15 protein-coding genes are annotated in these 14,278 nt (G+C 72.7%); 2 read left to right on the top strand and 13 right to left on the bottom strand.

Features of this window, described 5'->3' with window-relative positions:
* Positions 1–3: 3 nt before the first annotated feature.
* The 11 genes from hypF to P3T41_RS29705 form a co-directional block, all read right to left on the bottom strand.
* Positions 4–2,313 (bottom strand): carbamoyltransferase HypF, encoded by a 2,310-nt coding sequence (gene hypF / locus P3T41_RS29755; RefSeq protein ID WP_280693692.1) that lies wholly within the window; start codon positions 2,311–2,313, stop codon positions 4–6.
* Positions 2,314–2,315: 2 nt separating this feature from the next.
* On the bottom strand, positions 2,316–3,074 hold the full coding sequence (gene hypB / locus P3T41_RS29750; protein WP_280693650.1) for a hydrogenase nickel incorporation protein HypB: 759 nt from the start codon (positions 3,072–3,074) through the stop codon (positions 2,316–2,318).
* Between the two features lie 5 nt (positions 3,075–3,079).
* A complete protein-coding gene (gene hypA / locus P3T41_RS29745; RefSeq protein WP_280693649.1) occupies positions 3,080–3,460 on the bottom strand; it encodes a hydrogenase maturation nickel metallochaperone HypA in 381 nt (126 codons plus the stop codon).
* Positions 3,461–3,706: 246 nt separating this feature from the next.
* The gene (locus tag P3T41_RS29740; RefSeq protein ID WP_280693648.1) at positions 3,707–4,246 is read right to left on the bottom strand and encodes a hydrogenase maturation protease; all 540 of its coding nucleotides are present in this window, start codon (positions 4,244–4,246) and stop codon (positions 3,707–3,709) included.
* A complete protein-coding gene (locus P3T41_RS29735; RefSeq protein WP_280693647.1) occupies positions 4,243–5,616 on the bottom strand; it encodes a hypothetical protein in 1,374 nt (457 codons plus the stop codon). The genes P3T41_RS29740 and P3T41_RS29735 overlap by 4 nt, the downstream gene beginning before the upstream one ends.
* Positions 5,613–6,257 (bottom strand): DUF6084 family protein, encoded by a 645-nt coding sequence (locus P3T41_RS29730; protein WP_280693646.1) that lies wholly within the window; start codon positions 6,255–6,257, stop codon positions 5,613–5,615. Before P3T41_RS29730 ends, P3T41_RS29735 begins: the two co-directional genes overlap by 4 nt.
* The gene (locus P3T41_RS29725; protein ID WP_280693691.1) at positions 6,254–6,895 is read right to left on the bottom strand and encodes a DUF5947 family protein; all 642 of its coding nucleotides are present in this window, start codon (positions 6,893–6,895) and stop codon (positions 6,254–6,256) included. Before P3T41_RS29725 ends, P3T41_RS29730 begins: the two co-directional genes overlap by 4 nt.
* Before the next feature lie 2 nt (positions 6,896–6,897).
* Positions 6,898–7,362, bottom strand: a complete 465-nt coding sequence (locus P3T41_RS29720; RefSeq protein WP_280693645.1) for a thioredoxin — start codon at positions 7,360–7,362, stop codon at positions 6,898–6,900.
* On the bottom strand, positions 7,359–9,143 hold the full coding sequence (locus P3T41_RS29715; protein ID WP_280693644.1) for a nickel-dependent hydrogenase large subunit: 1,785 nt from the start codon (positions 9,141–9,143) through the stop codon (positions 7,359–7,361). Before P3T41_RS29715 ends, P3T41_RS29720 begins: the two co-directional genes overlap by 4 nt.
* A 133-nt stretch (positions 9,144–9,276) precedes the next feature.
* On the bottom strand, positions 9,277–10,362 hold the full coding sequence (locus P3T41_RS29710; protein ID WP_280693643.1) for a hydrogenase expression protein HypE: 1,086 nt from the start codon (positions 10,360–10,362) through the stop codon (positions 9,277–9,279).
* 143 nt (positions 10,363–10,505) lie between these two features.
* The gene (locus P3T41_RS29705; RefSeq protein WP_280693642.1) at positions 10,506–11,039 is read right to left on the bottom strand and encodes a hypothetical protein; all 534 of its coding nucleotides are present in this window, start codon (positions 11,037–11,039) and stop codon (positions 10,506–10,508) included.
* A gap of 442 nt (positions 11,040–11,481) precedes the next feature.
* On the opposite strand from P3T41_RS29705, the gene P3T41_RS29700 reads away from it, so the two are divergent.
* Positions 11,482–12,090: a GNAT family protein gene (locus tag P3T41_RS29700; protein ID WP_280693641.1), complete on the top strand. Its 609-nt coding sequence runs from the start codon at positions 11,482–11,484 to the stop codon at positions 12,088–12,090.
* Here P3T41_RS29700 and P3T41_RS29695 read toward each other — a convergent pair.
* Entirely contained in the window at positions 12,024–12,719 is a 696-nt protein-coding gene (locus P3T41_RS29695; RefSeq protein ID WP_280693640.1) for a VC0807 family protein, read from the bottom strand. The two genes, P3T41_RS29700 and P3T41_RS29695, sit on opposite strands and share 67 nt — an antisense overlap.
* On the bottom strand, positions 12,716–13,345 hold the full coding sequence (locus P3T41_RS29690) for a TetR family transcriptional regulator (RefSeq protein ID WP_280693639.1): 630 nt from the start codon (positions 13,343–13,345) through the stop codon (positions 12,716–12,718). Before P3T41_RS29690 ends, P3T41_RS29695 begins: the two co-directional genes overlap by 4 nt.
* Before the next feature lie 116 nt (positions 13,346–13,461).
* On the opposite strand from P3T41_RS29690, the gene P3T41_RS29685 reads away from it, so the two are divergent.
* Complete coding sequence (locus P3T41_RS29685; RefSeq protein WP_280693638.1) at positions 13,462–14,268, top strand: thioesterase family protein; 807 nt, start codon at positions 13,462–13,464, stop codon at positions 14,266–14,268.
* Positions 14,269–14,278 lie beyond the last annotated feature (10 nt).

Here is a 14,278-nt window from a genome sequence, read left to right as displayed (position 1 = left end):
GGGCTACTCCTCTCCACGGGCGGCTCGCGCCGCCACCATCAACTGGCCGAGTGCCAGGCCCCCGTCGTTCGGGGGGACCCGCCGGTGCCGCAGCACGGTGAAGCCGTCCGCCCGCAGCCGCCGCGCGCAGGCGGCCGACAGCACGGCGTTGGCGAACACCCCGCCGGTCAGCGCCACCGCCGTCAGGCCGTGCCGCTCCCTGGCCGATACGCAGAGCCGGCCCACCAGTTCGGCGACCCCGGCGTGGAACCGCGCGGCGATCAGACCCTGCGAAGCACCGGCCCGCAGCTCGGCCCGCACCGCGGCAAGGACCGGGCCGGGCTGGGCGATCAGCGGCCCGTCGCCCGACGGCTCGTCGATGCCGAACACGTAGCCGTCGGCCGGGCCGTACGCGACCGCCGCCGCCTCCAGCTCGATCGCGGCCTGCGCCTCGTAGCCGGCGCGCTGGCAGACGCCCGCCAGCGCGGAGACGGCGTCGAACAGCCGCCCCATGCTGGAGGTCGGCACGCAGTTCAGGCCTCTGGACAACTGCCGCTCCAGAAGCGGAAGTTCACTGGCCGGGCAGGCCCGGACGCAGGGCAGCTCAGGGGCCCAGTCCAAGCCGGCCGCCCAGAGGTGGGCCAGCGCCATCCGGTAGGGGCGGACCACCGCTGCGTCGCCGCCCGGCAGCGGCACGTAGCCGAGGTGCGCGAAGCGCCGGAACCCGTCGTAGTCCGCCAGCAGCACCTCGCCGCCCCAGACCGCGCCGTCCTCACCGTAGCCGGTGCCGTCGAAGGCGATCCCGATCACCGGCGCACTGCCGTCCAGCCCGTGCTCGGCCATGGCGGCCGCGACGTGCGCGTGATGGTGCTGCACCCGGGCCACCGGCCGTCCCCGAGCGGCACGTTCGGCCTGCCGGAGCGAGCGGTAGCCCGGATGCCGGTCGGCGACCAGCAGTTCGGGTGTCACACCGGTGACCGCGCCCAGGTGCTCGACGGCGGTGTCGAAGGCCCGCAGGGTGGCCAGGTCGTCCATGTCGCCGATGTGCCCGGAGAGGAAGGCGTAGCCGTCCCGGGCCAGCGCGAAGGTGTTCTTCAGATCCCCGCCGACCGCGAGCACCGGGCGGACCGGCACCGGCAGCGGGACCGGCAACGGGGCCCAGCCGCGCGAGCGGCGCACCGGCAACTGCTCCCCGTCGACCACCCGCACCACCGAGTCGTCGCACGGCACGTGGATCGGCCGGTCGTGCGTCAACCAGCCGTCCACCAGCGGCGCGAGGCGCTCCAACGCCTCGGCGTCGTCGGTGACGATCGGCTCGCCGGCCAGGTTGCCGCTGGTCAGCACCAGCAGCCGGGGCCCGGGCGGATCCCCCGGCAGGCCGAGCAGCAGGTGGTGCAGCGGTGCGTACGGCAGCATGACGCCGAGGTCCGGGCAGCGCGGCGCGACCGCCTCCGCGACCCCGCCGCTCCCCGGCCGGCGCCGCAGCAGCACGATCGGCCGGACCATTCCGGCGAGCAACTCCCGCTCCACTACGTCGAGATGGACCAGCGGTTCGAGCTCGGCGAGCGAGGCGGCAAGGACCCCGAAGGGCTTGTCGCCGCGATTCTTGCGCTGCCGCAGCAGCGCGACCGCAGCGGCGTCGGTGGCATCGCAGGCGAGGTGGTAGCCGCCGATCCCCTTGACCGCCAGGATCGCCCCCGATCCGAGCAACTCCCGGGCCCGCCGCATCGCTTCGTCGCCACCGAGCGGCGGTCGCCCGGGCCGGACCAGCGCCAGCCGGGGCCCGCAGGCATGGCAGGAGACGGGCTGGGCGTGGAACCGGCGGTCGGCCGGGTCGGCGTACTCGCGCGCGCAGTCCCGACACATCGGGAAGCCGGCCATGGTGGTGGCGGCCCGGTCATACGGCAGCCCCGTCACGATGGTGAACCGAGGACCGCAGTTGGTGCAGGTGATGAACGGGTGCCGGTAGCGGCGGTCACCAGGGTCGGCGAGCTCGGCCAGGCAGTCGGCGCAGGTCGCGGTGTCAGGGGGGATCAGGGTCCGCACCGGCCCGCCGGCCCGCGAGGAGACGATGGCGAAGCCGGTCCCGCCGGTGGCCGCCACGCTCTCCTGTTCCACCGCCGCCACCTGGGCCAGCGGCGGCGCGTCGGCCCCGATCCGCCGGCAGAAGGCGGCCAGCGCCGCCGGCGGCCCCTCCACTTCGGCGAGCACGCCGTCACCGGTGTTGGTGACGTGTCCGGCCAGGCCGAGTTCGGTGGCCAGGGTGAAGACGAAGGGTCGGAAGCCGACCCCCTGCACGATCCCCCGGACGAAGACCCGTCGTCTCTGACAGATCGTCAACTGCGGTCCACCAGCTCATGGCTGTGCGCGTTGGCGTGGTCGCCCGGGTGGCTGTGGCGGTGGCCGGCCCGCCGCCCCATCACCGGCTGGTGCACCTCCTCGCCGTCCAGCACCGCCAGCGCCCGGTCCAGCAGCGTGCCCACCCCGTGCCCACCGCGGGCCGAGCTCAGCACCACCTCGACACCGGGGTTGACCCGGGCGACATTGGCCCGGAAGGCCGCTTCGTCGAACTCCACGGCCTCGGCGAGGTCGGTCTTGGTGACCACCACCAGATTGGCCAGCCCGAACGCGGTGGGGTACTTGAGCGGCTTGTCCTCGCCCTCGGTGACCGAGGCGAGCACCACCCGCAGCCCCTCACCGAGATCGTAGGAGGCCGGGCAGACCAGGTTGCCGACGTTCTCCACGAAGAGCAGCCGGGTCGCCGCCGGCAACCAGCCGTCCAGGTGGCCGGCCAGCATCACCGCCTCCAGGTGGCACAGCCCGTCGGTGAGCACCTGCTTGACCGGCACCCCCGAACGCGCCAGCCGGGTCGCGTCGTTCTCGGTCGCCAGGTCGGCGGTGAGCGCCGCGACCGGCACCCCGCGCTCCCTGGCCAGGCCCAGTTCGAGCTCCAGCAGCGCGGTCTTGCCGCTGCCGGGGCTGGAGAGCAGGTTGACGGCGAGGGTGCCCCGGGCGGCCAGCGCCGCGCGCAACTCCCGTGCGCTGTCGTCGTTGCGGGCGAGCACCGCCTGCTGGAGATCAAGCGTGCGACACATCGGCTTCAGCCTTCCTGGTCGGCTCGGGCGAACGCGGACTCGGCGGCCCAGCGCACGTCCAGGATCTGCAACTCACGCCCCGACAGCAGCTCCCCGGCCACGCCCGGGCAGCTCGGGCAGCCGAGGTCCGGCGGCATCCCGACCGCCCACTCCCGCGCGCACCGGGCACAGCTCGCCCGGGCCGGCACCGCCTCGACGCCGAGCGTGCCACCCGCCAGCACCGTGCCGGCGCAGGCGAGTTCGAAGCAGAACTCGAGCGCCTGCGGCACCACGCCGGCCAGTTCGCCGACCTGCAGCCGGATCGCCTCGACACCCGTCGCGCCGTGCTCGCGGGCCGCCCGCTCCACCTGCTCCACGACGGCCACCGCGATCGACATCTCGTGCATCGGCCCCTCTGCTTCCCGGAGTGTGCACGGCTCAGGCAGTGCACGGCGGGCACCATTACAGGACACGGTGGCGGCAGCGGCTCGCAGCCGCGCCGCCACCGTGTCCGGGGCGTACTCCATTCGCCGTAGTCCCGCGTGCGGACCACGGTCACATGCGCATGATCCGCAGGTAGCGCTTCAGGTCCGGCAGGTTCTGCCAGACCAGCACGCCGACGCCCGCCAGGAGCGCGCTGCGAAACAGGAACTTCAGCATGGTGCCGCCTTTCTCTCGACCGGTTCCACGGCCGGTCTCTCGGTTTCGTCCAGCAGGCGCCGGATCACCGCGACCGCCTCGTCGACGGCCGCCGCCACAGGTGCGCTCAGCCCGATGCCCTCCTCCAGGCACTGCGGCTCGCAGCCGACCACCACCACCCGCTCGGGCGGCGAACCGCCGGTCCCGGCGCTGAGCGTGCCCAGCAGCGCGAGCACCGCGTCCGGACCCATCCGGTGTCCGTCCAGCACCGCCGCGCCGACCGGCTCGACCTGCTCGACGGGGCCGTCCGAGGCCTCGATCAGGTAGACCGTGCCGGGGCGGCCGCCCCGCGCGGTGGCGTCGACCAGCACCAGCAGCCGGTAGCCGTCGAGCAGTTGGTAGGCGAGATGGACGCCGCGCACGCCGAAGTCGACCACCTCCACCTGCGCGGACAGTGGTTGCTCGCCGAGCCGGCGCACGGTCTCGACACCGAAGCCGTCGTCGCCGAGGAAGATGTTGCCCACCCCGGCCACCAGGATCTGCCGCGTCGTCACTCGTCCTCCAGCGGTGTGACCTCGTCCGGCTGGAAGTAGCGGAACCGACCCTGGGCCCGCCACAGGTCGGCGCCCGGGTCGGCCTCGATGGTCACCGCCAGGTGCACCGAACCGTCCACGTCGTGCAGCACCGCCTCCACCAGGGCGCTCTGCCCGGCCAGGAAGAGGTCCTGCGCGTCGGTACGCCGGCGGCCCGGCTTCAGCAGCACCCGGCTGCCCGCGCCGACCGAGCGGCCGTCCACCAGCACCCGGTCCCGCTCGGGGTCCACCTGCGGATCGTTGCCCGGATCCCACCAGGGCTGGTCGGCCGCCGGCTCGGTGGGCGCGGTCACCTCGCGCAGCGCGCGCACCGCGCCGTGCAGGCGCTCCAGCACCTCGGCGGGCAGCGAGTCGGCGAGGTCGATCACCGCACCGGCCCGCTCGTCGGTGCCCCGGGCCTCGCGCTTCTCCCGGTCGGTGAGCGCGGCCGTGCGCAGCGCGAGGATCTCGTCGATCTCGGTCGCGTCGTAGAGCACGCCGGGGCTCTCGGGGGCCACCTGCGGGTGGTCCTCCAAGATGATCGGCGAGGAGAGCAGGACCGAGTCGTCGCCCGGCGGACCGACCAGCACCGGCCAGGTGTGCTCGCTGCGGCAGTCGGCGACCGCCGGTTTGGCCCACTCGGGCGGGTCGGTGGCGGAGATGAAGGCGCCCTGGTCCAGGCCGAGCAGCAGGTGCGCGGAGACCAGCGAGCGCGGCAGTGCCGCCTCCCGCTGGTCTCCCGAACCGGGTTGCCAGTCCGAGGTGTTGACCACCTCGGCGGTCAACCGCACGGCCCGGTAGGGACCGGGCAGCTCCTGGGTGCGCAACCGCAGTACCCCGTCGAGCTGTTCGCACCGCCGGAGCAGCCGGCCGACCGGCTCGCCGCCGTCGAGGAGCTCCTCCTGCTCCTCGACGGCGGCCGAGCGGAACGGGTGCTCGATCCCGTCGCCCGTCAACCGGTCGACCGGCAGCACCAGTTCGATCCGCTCCTCGACCCCCTCGTCCCACGGGAGCAGGACCCGGTCGGCCAGCTCCAGCTCGGCGACGGTCTCGAAGTCCCCGCCGCCGAGCGCCCGCTGCACGGTGCGCCGCCGGGCCCGCAGGAAGCGCAGCTGCACCGCGAGCGAGGCGCCACGACGCGGCTCCATCACGCATTCGGTGCGCTGGCCGGAGTGTTCGGCGCTCTGCGTGCCGTAGCCCGGTGGGACCAGCACGCCGAACTGCCAGCGCAGCCGGTTCTTGGCGGCCGAGGCCCGGTACGGATAGAGCACATAGCCCTCGAAGAGCACCGCGTCGGCGATCTGCCGAGCCACCGCGAAACGGGTCTCCAACTGGGCCGGGACCGCCGTCATCGCACCGCCTCCTCGATCGGGACCCGTCCCAGCAGCTCACGGACCGTCGCCTCCCAGGAGGGCAGCGCGTGCCGTGAGCGGTAGGCGAGCAGCTCGTCCATCAGGTCGCCGGGCAGCCGCAGCCAGCCGCAGCCGGGGAAGTGCTGGTCCATCGCGTCCCGCCAGACGGTGGCCGGCATCCGCACCACCGCCTCCTTGTCCCAGGGCACCGGGGTGACCTGGAAGCCGTTGGGGCCGGAGAAGGCGGTGCCGGAGAAGAGCAGCAGCAGCGGCACCTCGCCGCCCTCCAGCGCCCGCAGGTAGCGGCCTGCTGCGACCTCCAGGTCGTAGGTGCAGGGCACCACCATGTCCACCTCGGTCTCCCCCTCGAAGCCGGGGACCATCAGCGAGACCTGGGCGAACTGGATCGGGTTGAGCGTGCTGCCCCAGCGCGAGCGCTCGCCGAACAGGTCGGCCAGCCGCTCGCCCTCGGCCTCGCCGTAGGGGCGGCGGGCCGGTTCGATCCGCATCTGGCAGCGCAGCGCGAGGGCGTGCACCCGGGCACCACCGCCGGCCGTGATCCGCAGCCGGAAGATCAGGGTGGGTCCGGCCGCGTACGGGTCGGAGCGCACCCCGGCGCAGGCGAAGGAGAGTTCGGTCACGGCCGCACCTGCGCCTTCGGGGTCCTGGCCCGCTCGGACAGCCGGCCGAAGAAGCCGTCCAGCTCGGCGCGGGCCTCAGCGCCGCCGTCGAAGCCGTGCCAGCAGAGCCGCAGCCGGCCGACCAGTTCGTAGCAGACGTCGATCGGCACCAGGTAGCAGTCGATCCGCCCCGCCGTCCGGCGCAGCAGCAACGCCTCGGTGTCCGGCTCCAGTTCGGCGGCGAGCCGGCTGCCGTCCAGCACCGTCTGCCAGGCCGCCTCGTCGAGCTCGGCCTCCGCGGCCCCGGCCGGACTCGGGTAGAGGGTCACCAGCCGGTCCAGCGCGGTGTCCCGGAACAGGAACGCGGTGCTGACCGGGATCCGCAACGCCTGCCAGGCCGGCTCGTCCAACTGGTGCTCCGGGTCCACCAGATAGCGCCCGGACAGCCCTCGGTAGCGGCCGCCGGCCGCGCCCGGCTGATGGAACAGCAGGGCGCAGGCCGGGCAGACGCAGACCAGCGCACGCTCGTCGCGGTCCGCCAGGTGCCGGTGCTCGCCCGGCAGGTGGACGTCGCAGAACTCGCAACGCTCCGGCTGCGGCGGCGCCGGCTCGCGCAGCCGGCGGAGCAGCGCGGTGCCGGGGCCGGTGAGCTGACGCACGCTCACCGGACCTCCGCCACGGGGCGGGTGCCGATCTGCAACAGCGTGGGCTGCTTGGCCAGTTCGACCGCCGTGAGCTCGGGGGCGAAGCAGGCCAGCAGCTGTTCGACCCGCTCCCCGTCCTGCGCGGATCCGCAGCCGCAGCCGCCGCCCTCATCGGTCTGACGGAGCGTCAGTTCACCGCGCTCGACGTCCAACCGCTGCACCGCCCAGCCGGGCACCGCCGCCAGCGCGTGCCCGATCCGGGTCCCCAGGTCCTGCGGGTGCAGGTCGTGCAACACCAGCAGTCCGGCGACCAGTTCGTCGCCGAGTGCCTCGGCGGGCAACAGCTCGGCCGCCCGGGCCAGGCCCGCGCCGTAGAAGTCCATCAGGGTGCGGACCAGTTCCTCGGCGGCCTCGCGCTGCCCGGCATCGTCGAGCTGGTCGAGCACCTGCTGGACCCGCACGCCCAGCTCCTCCGCCGTCATGCCGTGAGTCCGCTCAGGCCGGTGGGCACGTGCATGGTCTGTACGGTCCTGCCGTTGCCCACGTACATGTGCACGCCGCAGGGCAGGCAGGGGTCGAAGCTGCGCACGGCGCGCATGATGTCGATGCCCTTGAAGTTCTCCGGGGAGTTCTCCTCGAAGATCGGGGTGTTCTGCACCGCGTCCTCGTAGGGCCCGGGCGTCCCGTAGCTGTCCCGGACGCTGGCGTTCCACGGGGTGGGCGGGTACGGGTGGTAGTTGGCGATCTTGCCGTCCCGGATCACCATGTGGTGCGAGAGCACGCCGCGCACCGCCTCGGTGAAGCCGCAGCCGATGCCCTCGTCCGGCACCTCGAACTTCTCCCAGGTCTGGGTCTTGCCGGCCCGCACCTCACCCAGCGCCTTCTCGGCGAAGTGCAGGGCGGCGGCGGCCGCGTAGGCCTGGAAGTAGGTGCGGGCCCGGTTGCGCTCGATCGCGTTGCTCCACTGCGGGATCTTCCACTCGAAGGTGGTCTCCGGCTTGGTCATCGACTTCGGCAGGTTGATCACCACGCTGTGGCCGGTCGCCTTGATGTAGCCGATGTCGACCAGGCCGGACAGCGCGGTGGACCAGAGCCGGGCGATCGGGCCGCCGCCGGTGTCCAGCGCCAGGTAGTCCTTGCCGTCGAACCAGCGCGGGGACATCACCCAGCTGTACTTGTCCTCGAAGTTGCGCTTCTGCGGCTGCGGGATGGTGTGCTGGTTCCACGGGTGCCGCGGGTCGACCGGGTTGCCCAGCGGGTCGTGGGTGACGAACTGCTCCTGGCCCTGCCAGTCCTGGTAGTAGGAGCTGCCGAGCAGGATCCGGATGCCGAGGTTGATCTCGGTGAGGTCGTTGGTGACCAGCTTGCCGTCGACGATCACGCCCGGGGTGACGAACATCTTGCGACCCCAGTCCGTCATGTTCCGGTAGGTGAAGTCGCAGTGGTCCGGGTCGTTGAGGCTGCCCCAGCAGCCGAGCAGGATCCGGCGGCGGCCGACCTCCTCGTAGCCGGGCAGCGCCTGGTAGAAGAAGTCGAAGAGGTCGTCGTGCAGCGGCACGACCTTCTTCATGAACTCCACGTAGCGCATCAGCCGGCTCAGGTAGTCGGTGAAGAGCTGGACCGTGGCCACCGTGCCGACGCCGCCCGGGTAGAGCGTGGAGGGGTGCACGTGGCGACCCTCCATCAGGCAGAACATCTCCCGGGTGTAGCGGCTGACCTGGAGCGCCTCGCGGTAGAACTCGCCCTCGATCGGGTTGAGCGAGCGCATGATGTCGGCGATCGTCTTGTACCCGTGGTCGCCCGCGTGCGGGGCCTCGGTGCGCTCGGCCAGCTCCAGCACCCCGGGGTTGGTCTCGCGGACCATCTTCTCGCAGTAGTCGACCCCGACCAGGTTCTCCTGGAAGATGTTGTGGTCGAACATGTACTCGGCCGCCTCGCCGAGGTTGATGATCCACTCGCCGAGGTGCGGCGGCTTCACGCCGTAGGCCATGTTCTGCGCGTAGACGGAACAGGTGGCGTGGTTGTCACCGCAGATGCCGCAGATCCGGCTGGTGATGAAGTGCGCGTCCCGCGGGTCCTTGCCGCGCATGAAGACGCTGTAGCCGCGAAAGACCGACGACGTGCTGTAGCACTCGGCGACCTTCTTCTGCTTGAAGTCGATCTTCGTGTGGATGCCCAGGCTGCCCACGATCCGGGTGATCGGGTCCCAGGACATCTCCACCAGGCCACTGCCGTCGCCGGCCGGCTTCGTCGTCGGTGCCATCGTCTCTGTCGTGCCCTTCTGCTCTGCGCGCGCGACCGCCCGGAAGGCGGCCCGCGGGTCCTGCTCACGGAGTGGGGGGTATGCAGCGGCGGGCCGCACGCACGGGGCGTGCGGCCCGCCGTGGTTCAGCGGGTCACCACGGTGGGCGGTAACCGGTGGTCAGCCGACTGCCGGTGCGCCGCCACTTGGGCTCCTTGTCCACCGTGCGCGTGGTGATCTCACGCAGCCGGCGGATCACCTTGCCGTACGCCGCACTGGCGTTGGAGGAGACGTGCGAGCCGGGCGGCGGGTCCATGAACGGCATGAACTTGTCCGGGAAGCCCGGCATGGTGCAGGCGATGCAGATGCCGCCCACGTTGGGGCAGCCGCCGACGCCGTTGATCCACCCGCGCTTGGTGACGTTGCACTTCACCACCGGACCCCAGCAGCCGAGCCGCACCAGGCACTCGGGCCGGCCGTACTCGGTGGCGAACTGGCCCTGCTCGTAGTAGCCGCCGCGGTCACAGCCCTCGTGCACGGTCGCGCCGAACAGCCAGGTGGGACGGAGCTTGTCGTCCAGCGGGATCATCGGCGCCGAGCCGGCCAGCTGGTAGAGCAGGTAGGTCAGGGTCTCGGCGAAGTTGTCGGGCTGGATCGGGCAACCCGGCACGCAGACGATCGGCAGCCCGGCCTTCGACTTCCAGTCCCAGCCGAGGTAGTCGGGCACACCCATCGCGCCCGTCGGGTTGCCGGCCATCGCGTGGATGCCGCCGTAGGTGGCGCAGGTACCGATCGCGACCACGGCCGTGGCCTTGGACGCGAGGCGGTCCAACCACTCACTGGTGGTGATGGGCTGACCGGTCTTCGGATCGTCGCCGAAGCCGCACCAGTACCCCTCCTTCTTGATCGACTCGTTCGGGATGGAGCCCTCGACCACCAGCACGAAGGGTTCGAGTTCACCCCGGTCGGCCTTGAAGAACCACTCGATGAAGTTGTCGGCGCCCTGCACGGGCCCGCACTCGAAGTCGATCAGCGGCCAGTGCACCGCGATCTTCGGCAGCCCGGGGAGCGCGCCGGTGACGATCTCCTCGATGCTCGGCTGCATGGCGGCGGTCAGCGAGACGGAGTCACCGTCGCAGCTGAGGCCGGCGTTGATCCAGAGAATGTGTACCAGCGGCTCGTCGCCGCCCTGGGACGCGCCGCGACCTTCCTCGGTCGCGGCCGTTGCTGTAGCACCCATGAGGATGCCTCCTCAGAAAAGGGATGAGACCGACAGAACGGGCTCAGGATTCTTCATAGCAGCCCGGCGCGCTCCCCGGTCGGACGAAGGGCCGCGGCGGTACCCCGAACAGCGGCGCGTCCGTACCGCCGATCGGACGACGGTCAGGAGCTGGCGGCCCCGACCTGGATGTGGGTGTCCATGCCGAGCGCCTTGTGGCCGTCGATCGGACACCAGAGCTCGTAGCTGCCCGGCTGCAGGGTGACGGTGAGCTGCGCCTGCTGCCCCGGCTGGATCGGGTTGGTCTGGGTGGCGGTCACGCCCGGTCCGGCGATGGCCAGCGCGTGCTCGACGGTTCCGGCATTCTGCGCGACGAAGGTGTACGTACCGGGTGTGAGCGGGGTCTGGGTCAGGCTGAGCGAGTACTCCTTCTCAGTGACGGTGACGCTCGTGCCGGTGCTCGCGGAGGCGCTGGTGGACGTGCTCGCGGACGTGCTCGCGGAGGCGGACGCGGTAGCGGTGGCCGTCGCGGCACTGCCCGTCGACCCGCCGACGGGGGCGCTGGCGGTCGGCTTGGCGGTCGAGCTGCTCGAACTGCTCGAACAGCCGCTGACGGCGGCGACGGCGACCAGCGCGGCGAGCAGCAGCGCGGGGGCCGGGCGGCGGCCGCTCGTTCGGGGGCCGGGCGGGATCATCATGGTCCTGGTCTCCTCTGTTCCTTGCGGACGAGGGTCGCGTGCCCGACCGGCGACGGTGGCGCCGACACCCGAGACCCCTGGACCCGTCCACCCGCTCGGGCTACCGGAGGCCCCGCGGGTCTCGGGCCGGACCGTACCGGACCCGAGCGGGCGGAACGGGTCGAGGTGCTCGCTCAGGGGGCCTGCCTGGCCCGCGAGGACCTGACCCCGGCTACCCGGCGCGGCCTGGCGGACCAGCTGGACGGCCGCCGGCCCCGTGCACTGGAGGAGAAGTGACGGTACGTCAGGCCTGCTGGCCGGACCGTCAGGGCAGGTAGGCGGCGGGCGGCGGGGTGGTGGCCGAACCGAGGTAGGGCGCCAGCCACTTGGCGTAGGCGGCCTGCCAGGGGCCAGGCTGGAAAATCACAACCGACCACCGCCGGGTCATGGCAGGCTCTCCCGCATGTCACTCAGCACCCCCCGGCTCGACCTGCGCCGCTTCCGCCCCGAGGACTCCGCCGCGCTCGCCGCCTACCGCTCCGACCCGGCCGTCGCCCGCTACCAAGGCTGGAGCGCACCGGTCTCGCCGGCCCAGGCCGCCGAGCTGGTCCGGGACTTCGCCGCGGGAGACCCGCGGCGGCCCGGCTGGTTCCAGTACGCGATCGAGCTGCGGACGGACGGCCGGCTGATCGGCGACCTCGGTGTCCACCTGCACGAGAACCTGCGCCAGGCCGAGTTGGGCTTCACCCTCGCCCCGGAGCACCAGGGGCACGGGTACGCCACCGAGGCGGTGCGGGCGGTGCTGCGGGAGCTGTTCGAGCGGCGCGGCCTGCACCGGGTCTCGGCGGTGTGCGACGCGCGCAACCGGAGTTCCGCCGGGTTGTTGGAGCGGGTGGGCTTCCAACTGGAGGGGCGGCGCCCTGAGTACACCTGGTGCAAAGGCGAGTGGACCGACGACCTGCTGTTCGGCCTGCTCGCCGACCACTGGGCCAGGGCCCGTGCGCCTCAACCGGCCGCCGGACGGGCGGCGGCCGTGCCGGAGGTCAACCGCCAGAGTCCGGCCACCTCGTAGTAGACGCCGTTCACCAGTTGCAACAGCAGCAGCGTGACCGGCCAGAGCAGCGCACCGAGGCCGGGCACCAGGTCCACCGGCAGGGTGTAGGCCATCACGACCCGCACGGCGGCGTCGAGCAGCATCGCCACGCCCCAGATCGCGGTCGAGACCCGCCAGATCCGCCGGAAGGCCGGCTCACGCTCCCACAGCACGTCCCAGGAGGTGCCGTCGGAGCGGAACCGCCCCTCCAGCAGCGGGCGGCCGCCGTGGAAGAGCAGCGGGCGATGGGCCCTGATCGAGATCAGGAACCAGAGCCCGGCGACGCCGGTCAGCCAACCGTCCTTGGCCAGCAGGAACCGCGGGCTGCCGCTGACCAGCGCGGCCGCGACGCCGAGCAGCATGGTCCCGGCGATGAATCCCGCCATCCCCTCCAGGCTGCGGGTGCGGACCCACTGCACCGCCGTGGTGAGCGCCGGCAGGACGGCGCCGGCCAGCAGCGCGACGAAGACGCCGACGCCGGCGGCGCGCAGGCCGTAGTACACCGCGATCGGGACGGCGATGTCCCAGACGACACCGAGCAGCAGGCGTCGGCGGCTCGGCCGGGGCGGCGCTTCAGGGGTCGTCGCCGATGCGTCATGCGTGGTCATGGCGTGCTCCGGGTGGCGAGCAGGGCCAGGGTGGTGATCTCGCGGACGCAGTCGTCCACGCTCAGGCGCGGGGGCTGCGTCATCCGGACGATGGCGGCGTCGATCGCGGACTTCAACGTGAGCGCCATCAGCGTGGTGTCGAACTCCCGGAACTCCCCGCTCTGCTGGCCGGCCCGCAGAATCGGTGCCAGCTCGGCCACGTTCGCCTCGGCCGACGCCTGCGTGCCGTAGCGCAGGGCGCCGTCCTCGTCCCTGGCGTTCATGCAGATCTCGTACATCGCCCGGACGGCGGCGGGATTGCGCGCGATCCAGGCCAGTTCCGCCTCGATCCGGGCGGTGAGCCGCTCGGTGGCGGTGGGCGCGCCGTCCGTGCGGCGGGCGATGGCGGCCTGGGCCTCCAGCGCGATGTCGATCAGCACCGCCTCCATCAGCTCGTCCCGGGTGCCGAAGTGGTACGAGATCAGCCGGGTGCTGGAGATCCCGGCCCGCTGCCGGATCCGCTCGAAGGTGGCCCGTCCGTACCCGCTCTCGGCCAGCACCTGGACGGCGGCCGCGATGATCTGGCCGCGCCGCGCGGTCGCGCTCGGCGAACGCTGCCCGTCCTGCTCGTCACGTGTTACCTGCACAGGTAACTTCTTCCTCGCCCAGGTAACGGCTAAACCGGTGATCCAGGGACCTGCCGATCGCCTATCGTCGTGGGGCGCGAGGCAGTGGTCGAAGCGAGCCGAGGGGGCTGGACGGGATGACGACAGCAGGGGCGGCGGGCACGCCGGATTCCTTCTACCGCGATCTGGGCGAGGGCCGGTACGAGAGCACCGGGCACACCGTGGGGCCGTGGAGCCCGAAGGCGCAGCACGCCGGGCCGCCGTCCGCGCTGCTGGGGCGGGCCATGGAGCGGCACCAGGTGCGCGAGGGGTTCCGGATCGCCCGGGTGACGCTGGACATCCCGCGGCCGGTGCCGGTGGACGAGCTGACCGTCGAGGTGCGCACGGTCCGCGCGGGCGCGCGCAGCGAGCTGCTGGAGGGCGAGATCACCGCGGGCGGCCAGGTCGTGATGCTGGCCCGGGCCTGGCGGATGACGGCCAGCCCGCAGGACACGCCCGCGCTGCGCCCGGAGCCGACCCCGCCGCCGCTGCCCGCACCGCAGCCGCCGCACCGGCTGCCCGGCACCGACCACGGCGGCTACGTGTCCGCGATGGAGTGGCGCTGGGCGGACGGCGGCGGCTTCGACCGGCCGGGGCCCGGGACGGCCTGGGTCCGGCAGCGGGTGCCACTGGTGGCGGGCGAGCCGGACACCCCGCTGACCCGGGCGCTGACGCTGGCCGACAGCAACTGGGCGGTGGCCTTCGAGCTCGACCACGTCCGCCGGCAGGTGGTCAACACCGATGTCACGCTGGCGCTGCACCGCGATCCGGTCGGCGAGTGGCTCTGCCTGAGTGCGGCCACCACCGCCAGCCCGGCCGGATCGGGCCTGGCGCTCGGGCGGTTGGACGACGAACTGGGCGACTGCGGCCGGGTGCTGCAGACGCTCTTCGTCGGGGAGCGCTGACGGTCCGTCA

Source organism: Kitasatospora sp. GAS204B (assembly GCF_029892155.1).
Lineage (GTDB): Bacteria > Actinomycetota > Actinomycetes > Streptomycetales > Streptomycetaceae > Kitasatospora.
This window is presented reverse-complemented; position numbering and strand designations above follow the sequence as displayed.

Excerpts from the sequence above, each read along its gene's own strand:
- P3T41_RS29705 (WP_280693642.1), bottom strand. The coding sequence starts at position 11,039 with ATGATGATCCCGCCCGGCCCCCGAACGAGCGGCCGCCGCCCGGCCCCC.
- P3T41_RS29685 (WP_280693638.1), top strand. The coding sequence starts at position 13,462 with ATGACGACAGCAGGGGCGGCGGGCACGCCGGATTCCTTCTACCGCGAT.
- P3T41_RS29715 (WP_280693644.1), bottom strand. The coding sequence starts at position 9,143 with ATGGCACCGACGACGAAGCCGGCCGGCGACGGCAGTGGCCTGGTGGAG.
- hypA (WP_280693649.1), bottom strand. The coding sequence starts at position 3,460 with ATGCACGAGATGTCGATCGCGGTGGCCGTCGTGGAGCAGGTGGAGCGG.
- P3T41_RS29710 (WP_280693643.1), bottom strand. The coding sequence starts at position 10,362 with ATGGGTGCTACAGCAACGGCCGCGACCGAGGAAGGTCGCGGCGCGTCC.
- P3T41_RS29700 (WP_280693641.1), top strand. The coding sequence starts at position 11,482 with ATGTCACTCAGCACCCCCCGGCTCGACCTGCGCCGCTTCCGCCCCGAG.
- hypB (WP_280693650.1), bottom strand. The coding sequence starts at position 3,074 with ATGTGTCGCACGCTTGATCTCCAGCAGGCGGTGCTCGCCCGCAACGAC.
- P3T41_RS29695 (WP_280693640.1), bottom strand. The coding sequence starts at position 12,719 with ATGACCACGCATGACGCATCGGCGACGACCCCTGAAGCGCCGCCCCGG.
- P3T41_RS29720 (WP_280693645.1), bottom strand. The coding sequence starts at position 7,362 with ATGACGGCGGAGGAGCTGGGCGTGCGGGTCCAGCAGGTGCTCGACCAG.
- P3T41_RS29735 (WP_280693647.1), bottom strand. The coding sequence starts at position 5,616 with ATGACGGCGGTCCCGGCCCAGTTGGAGACCCGTTTCGCGGTGGCTCGG.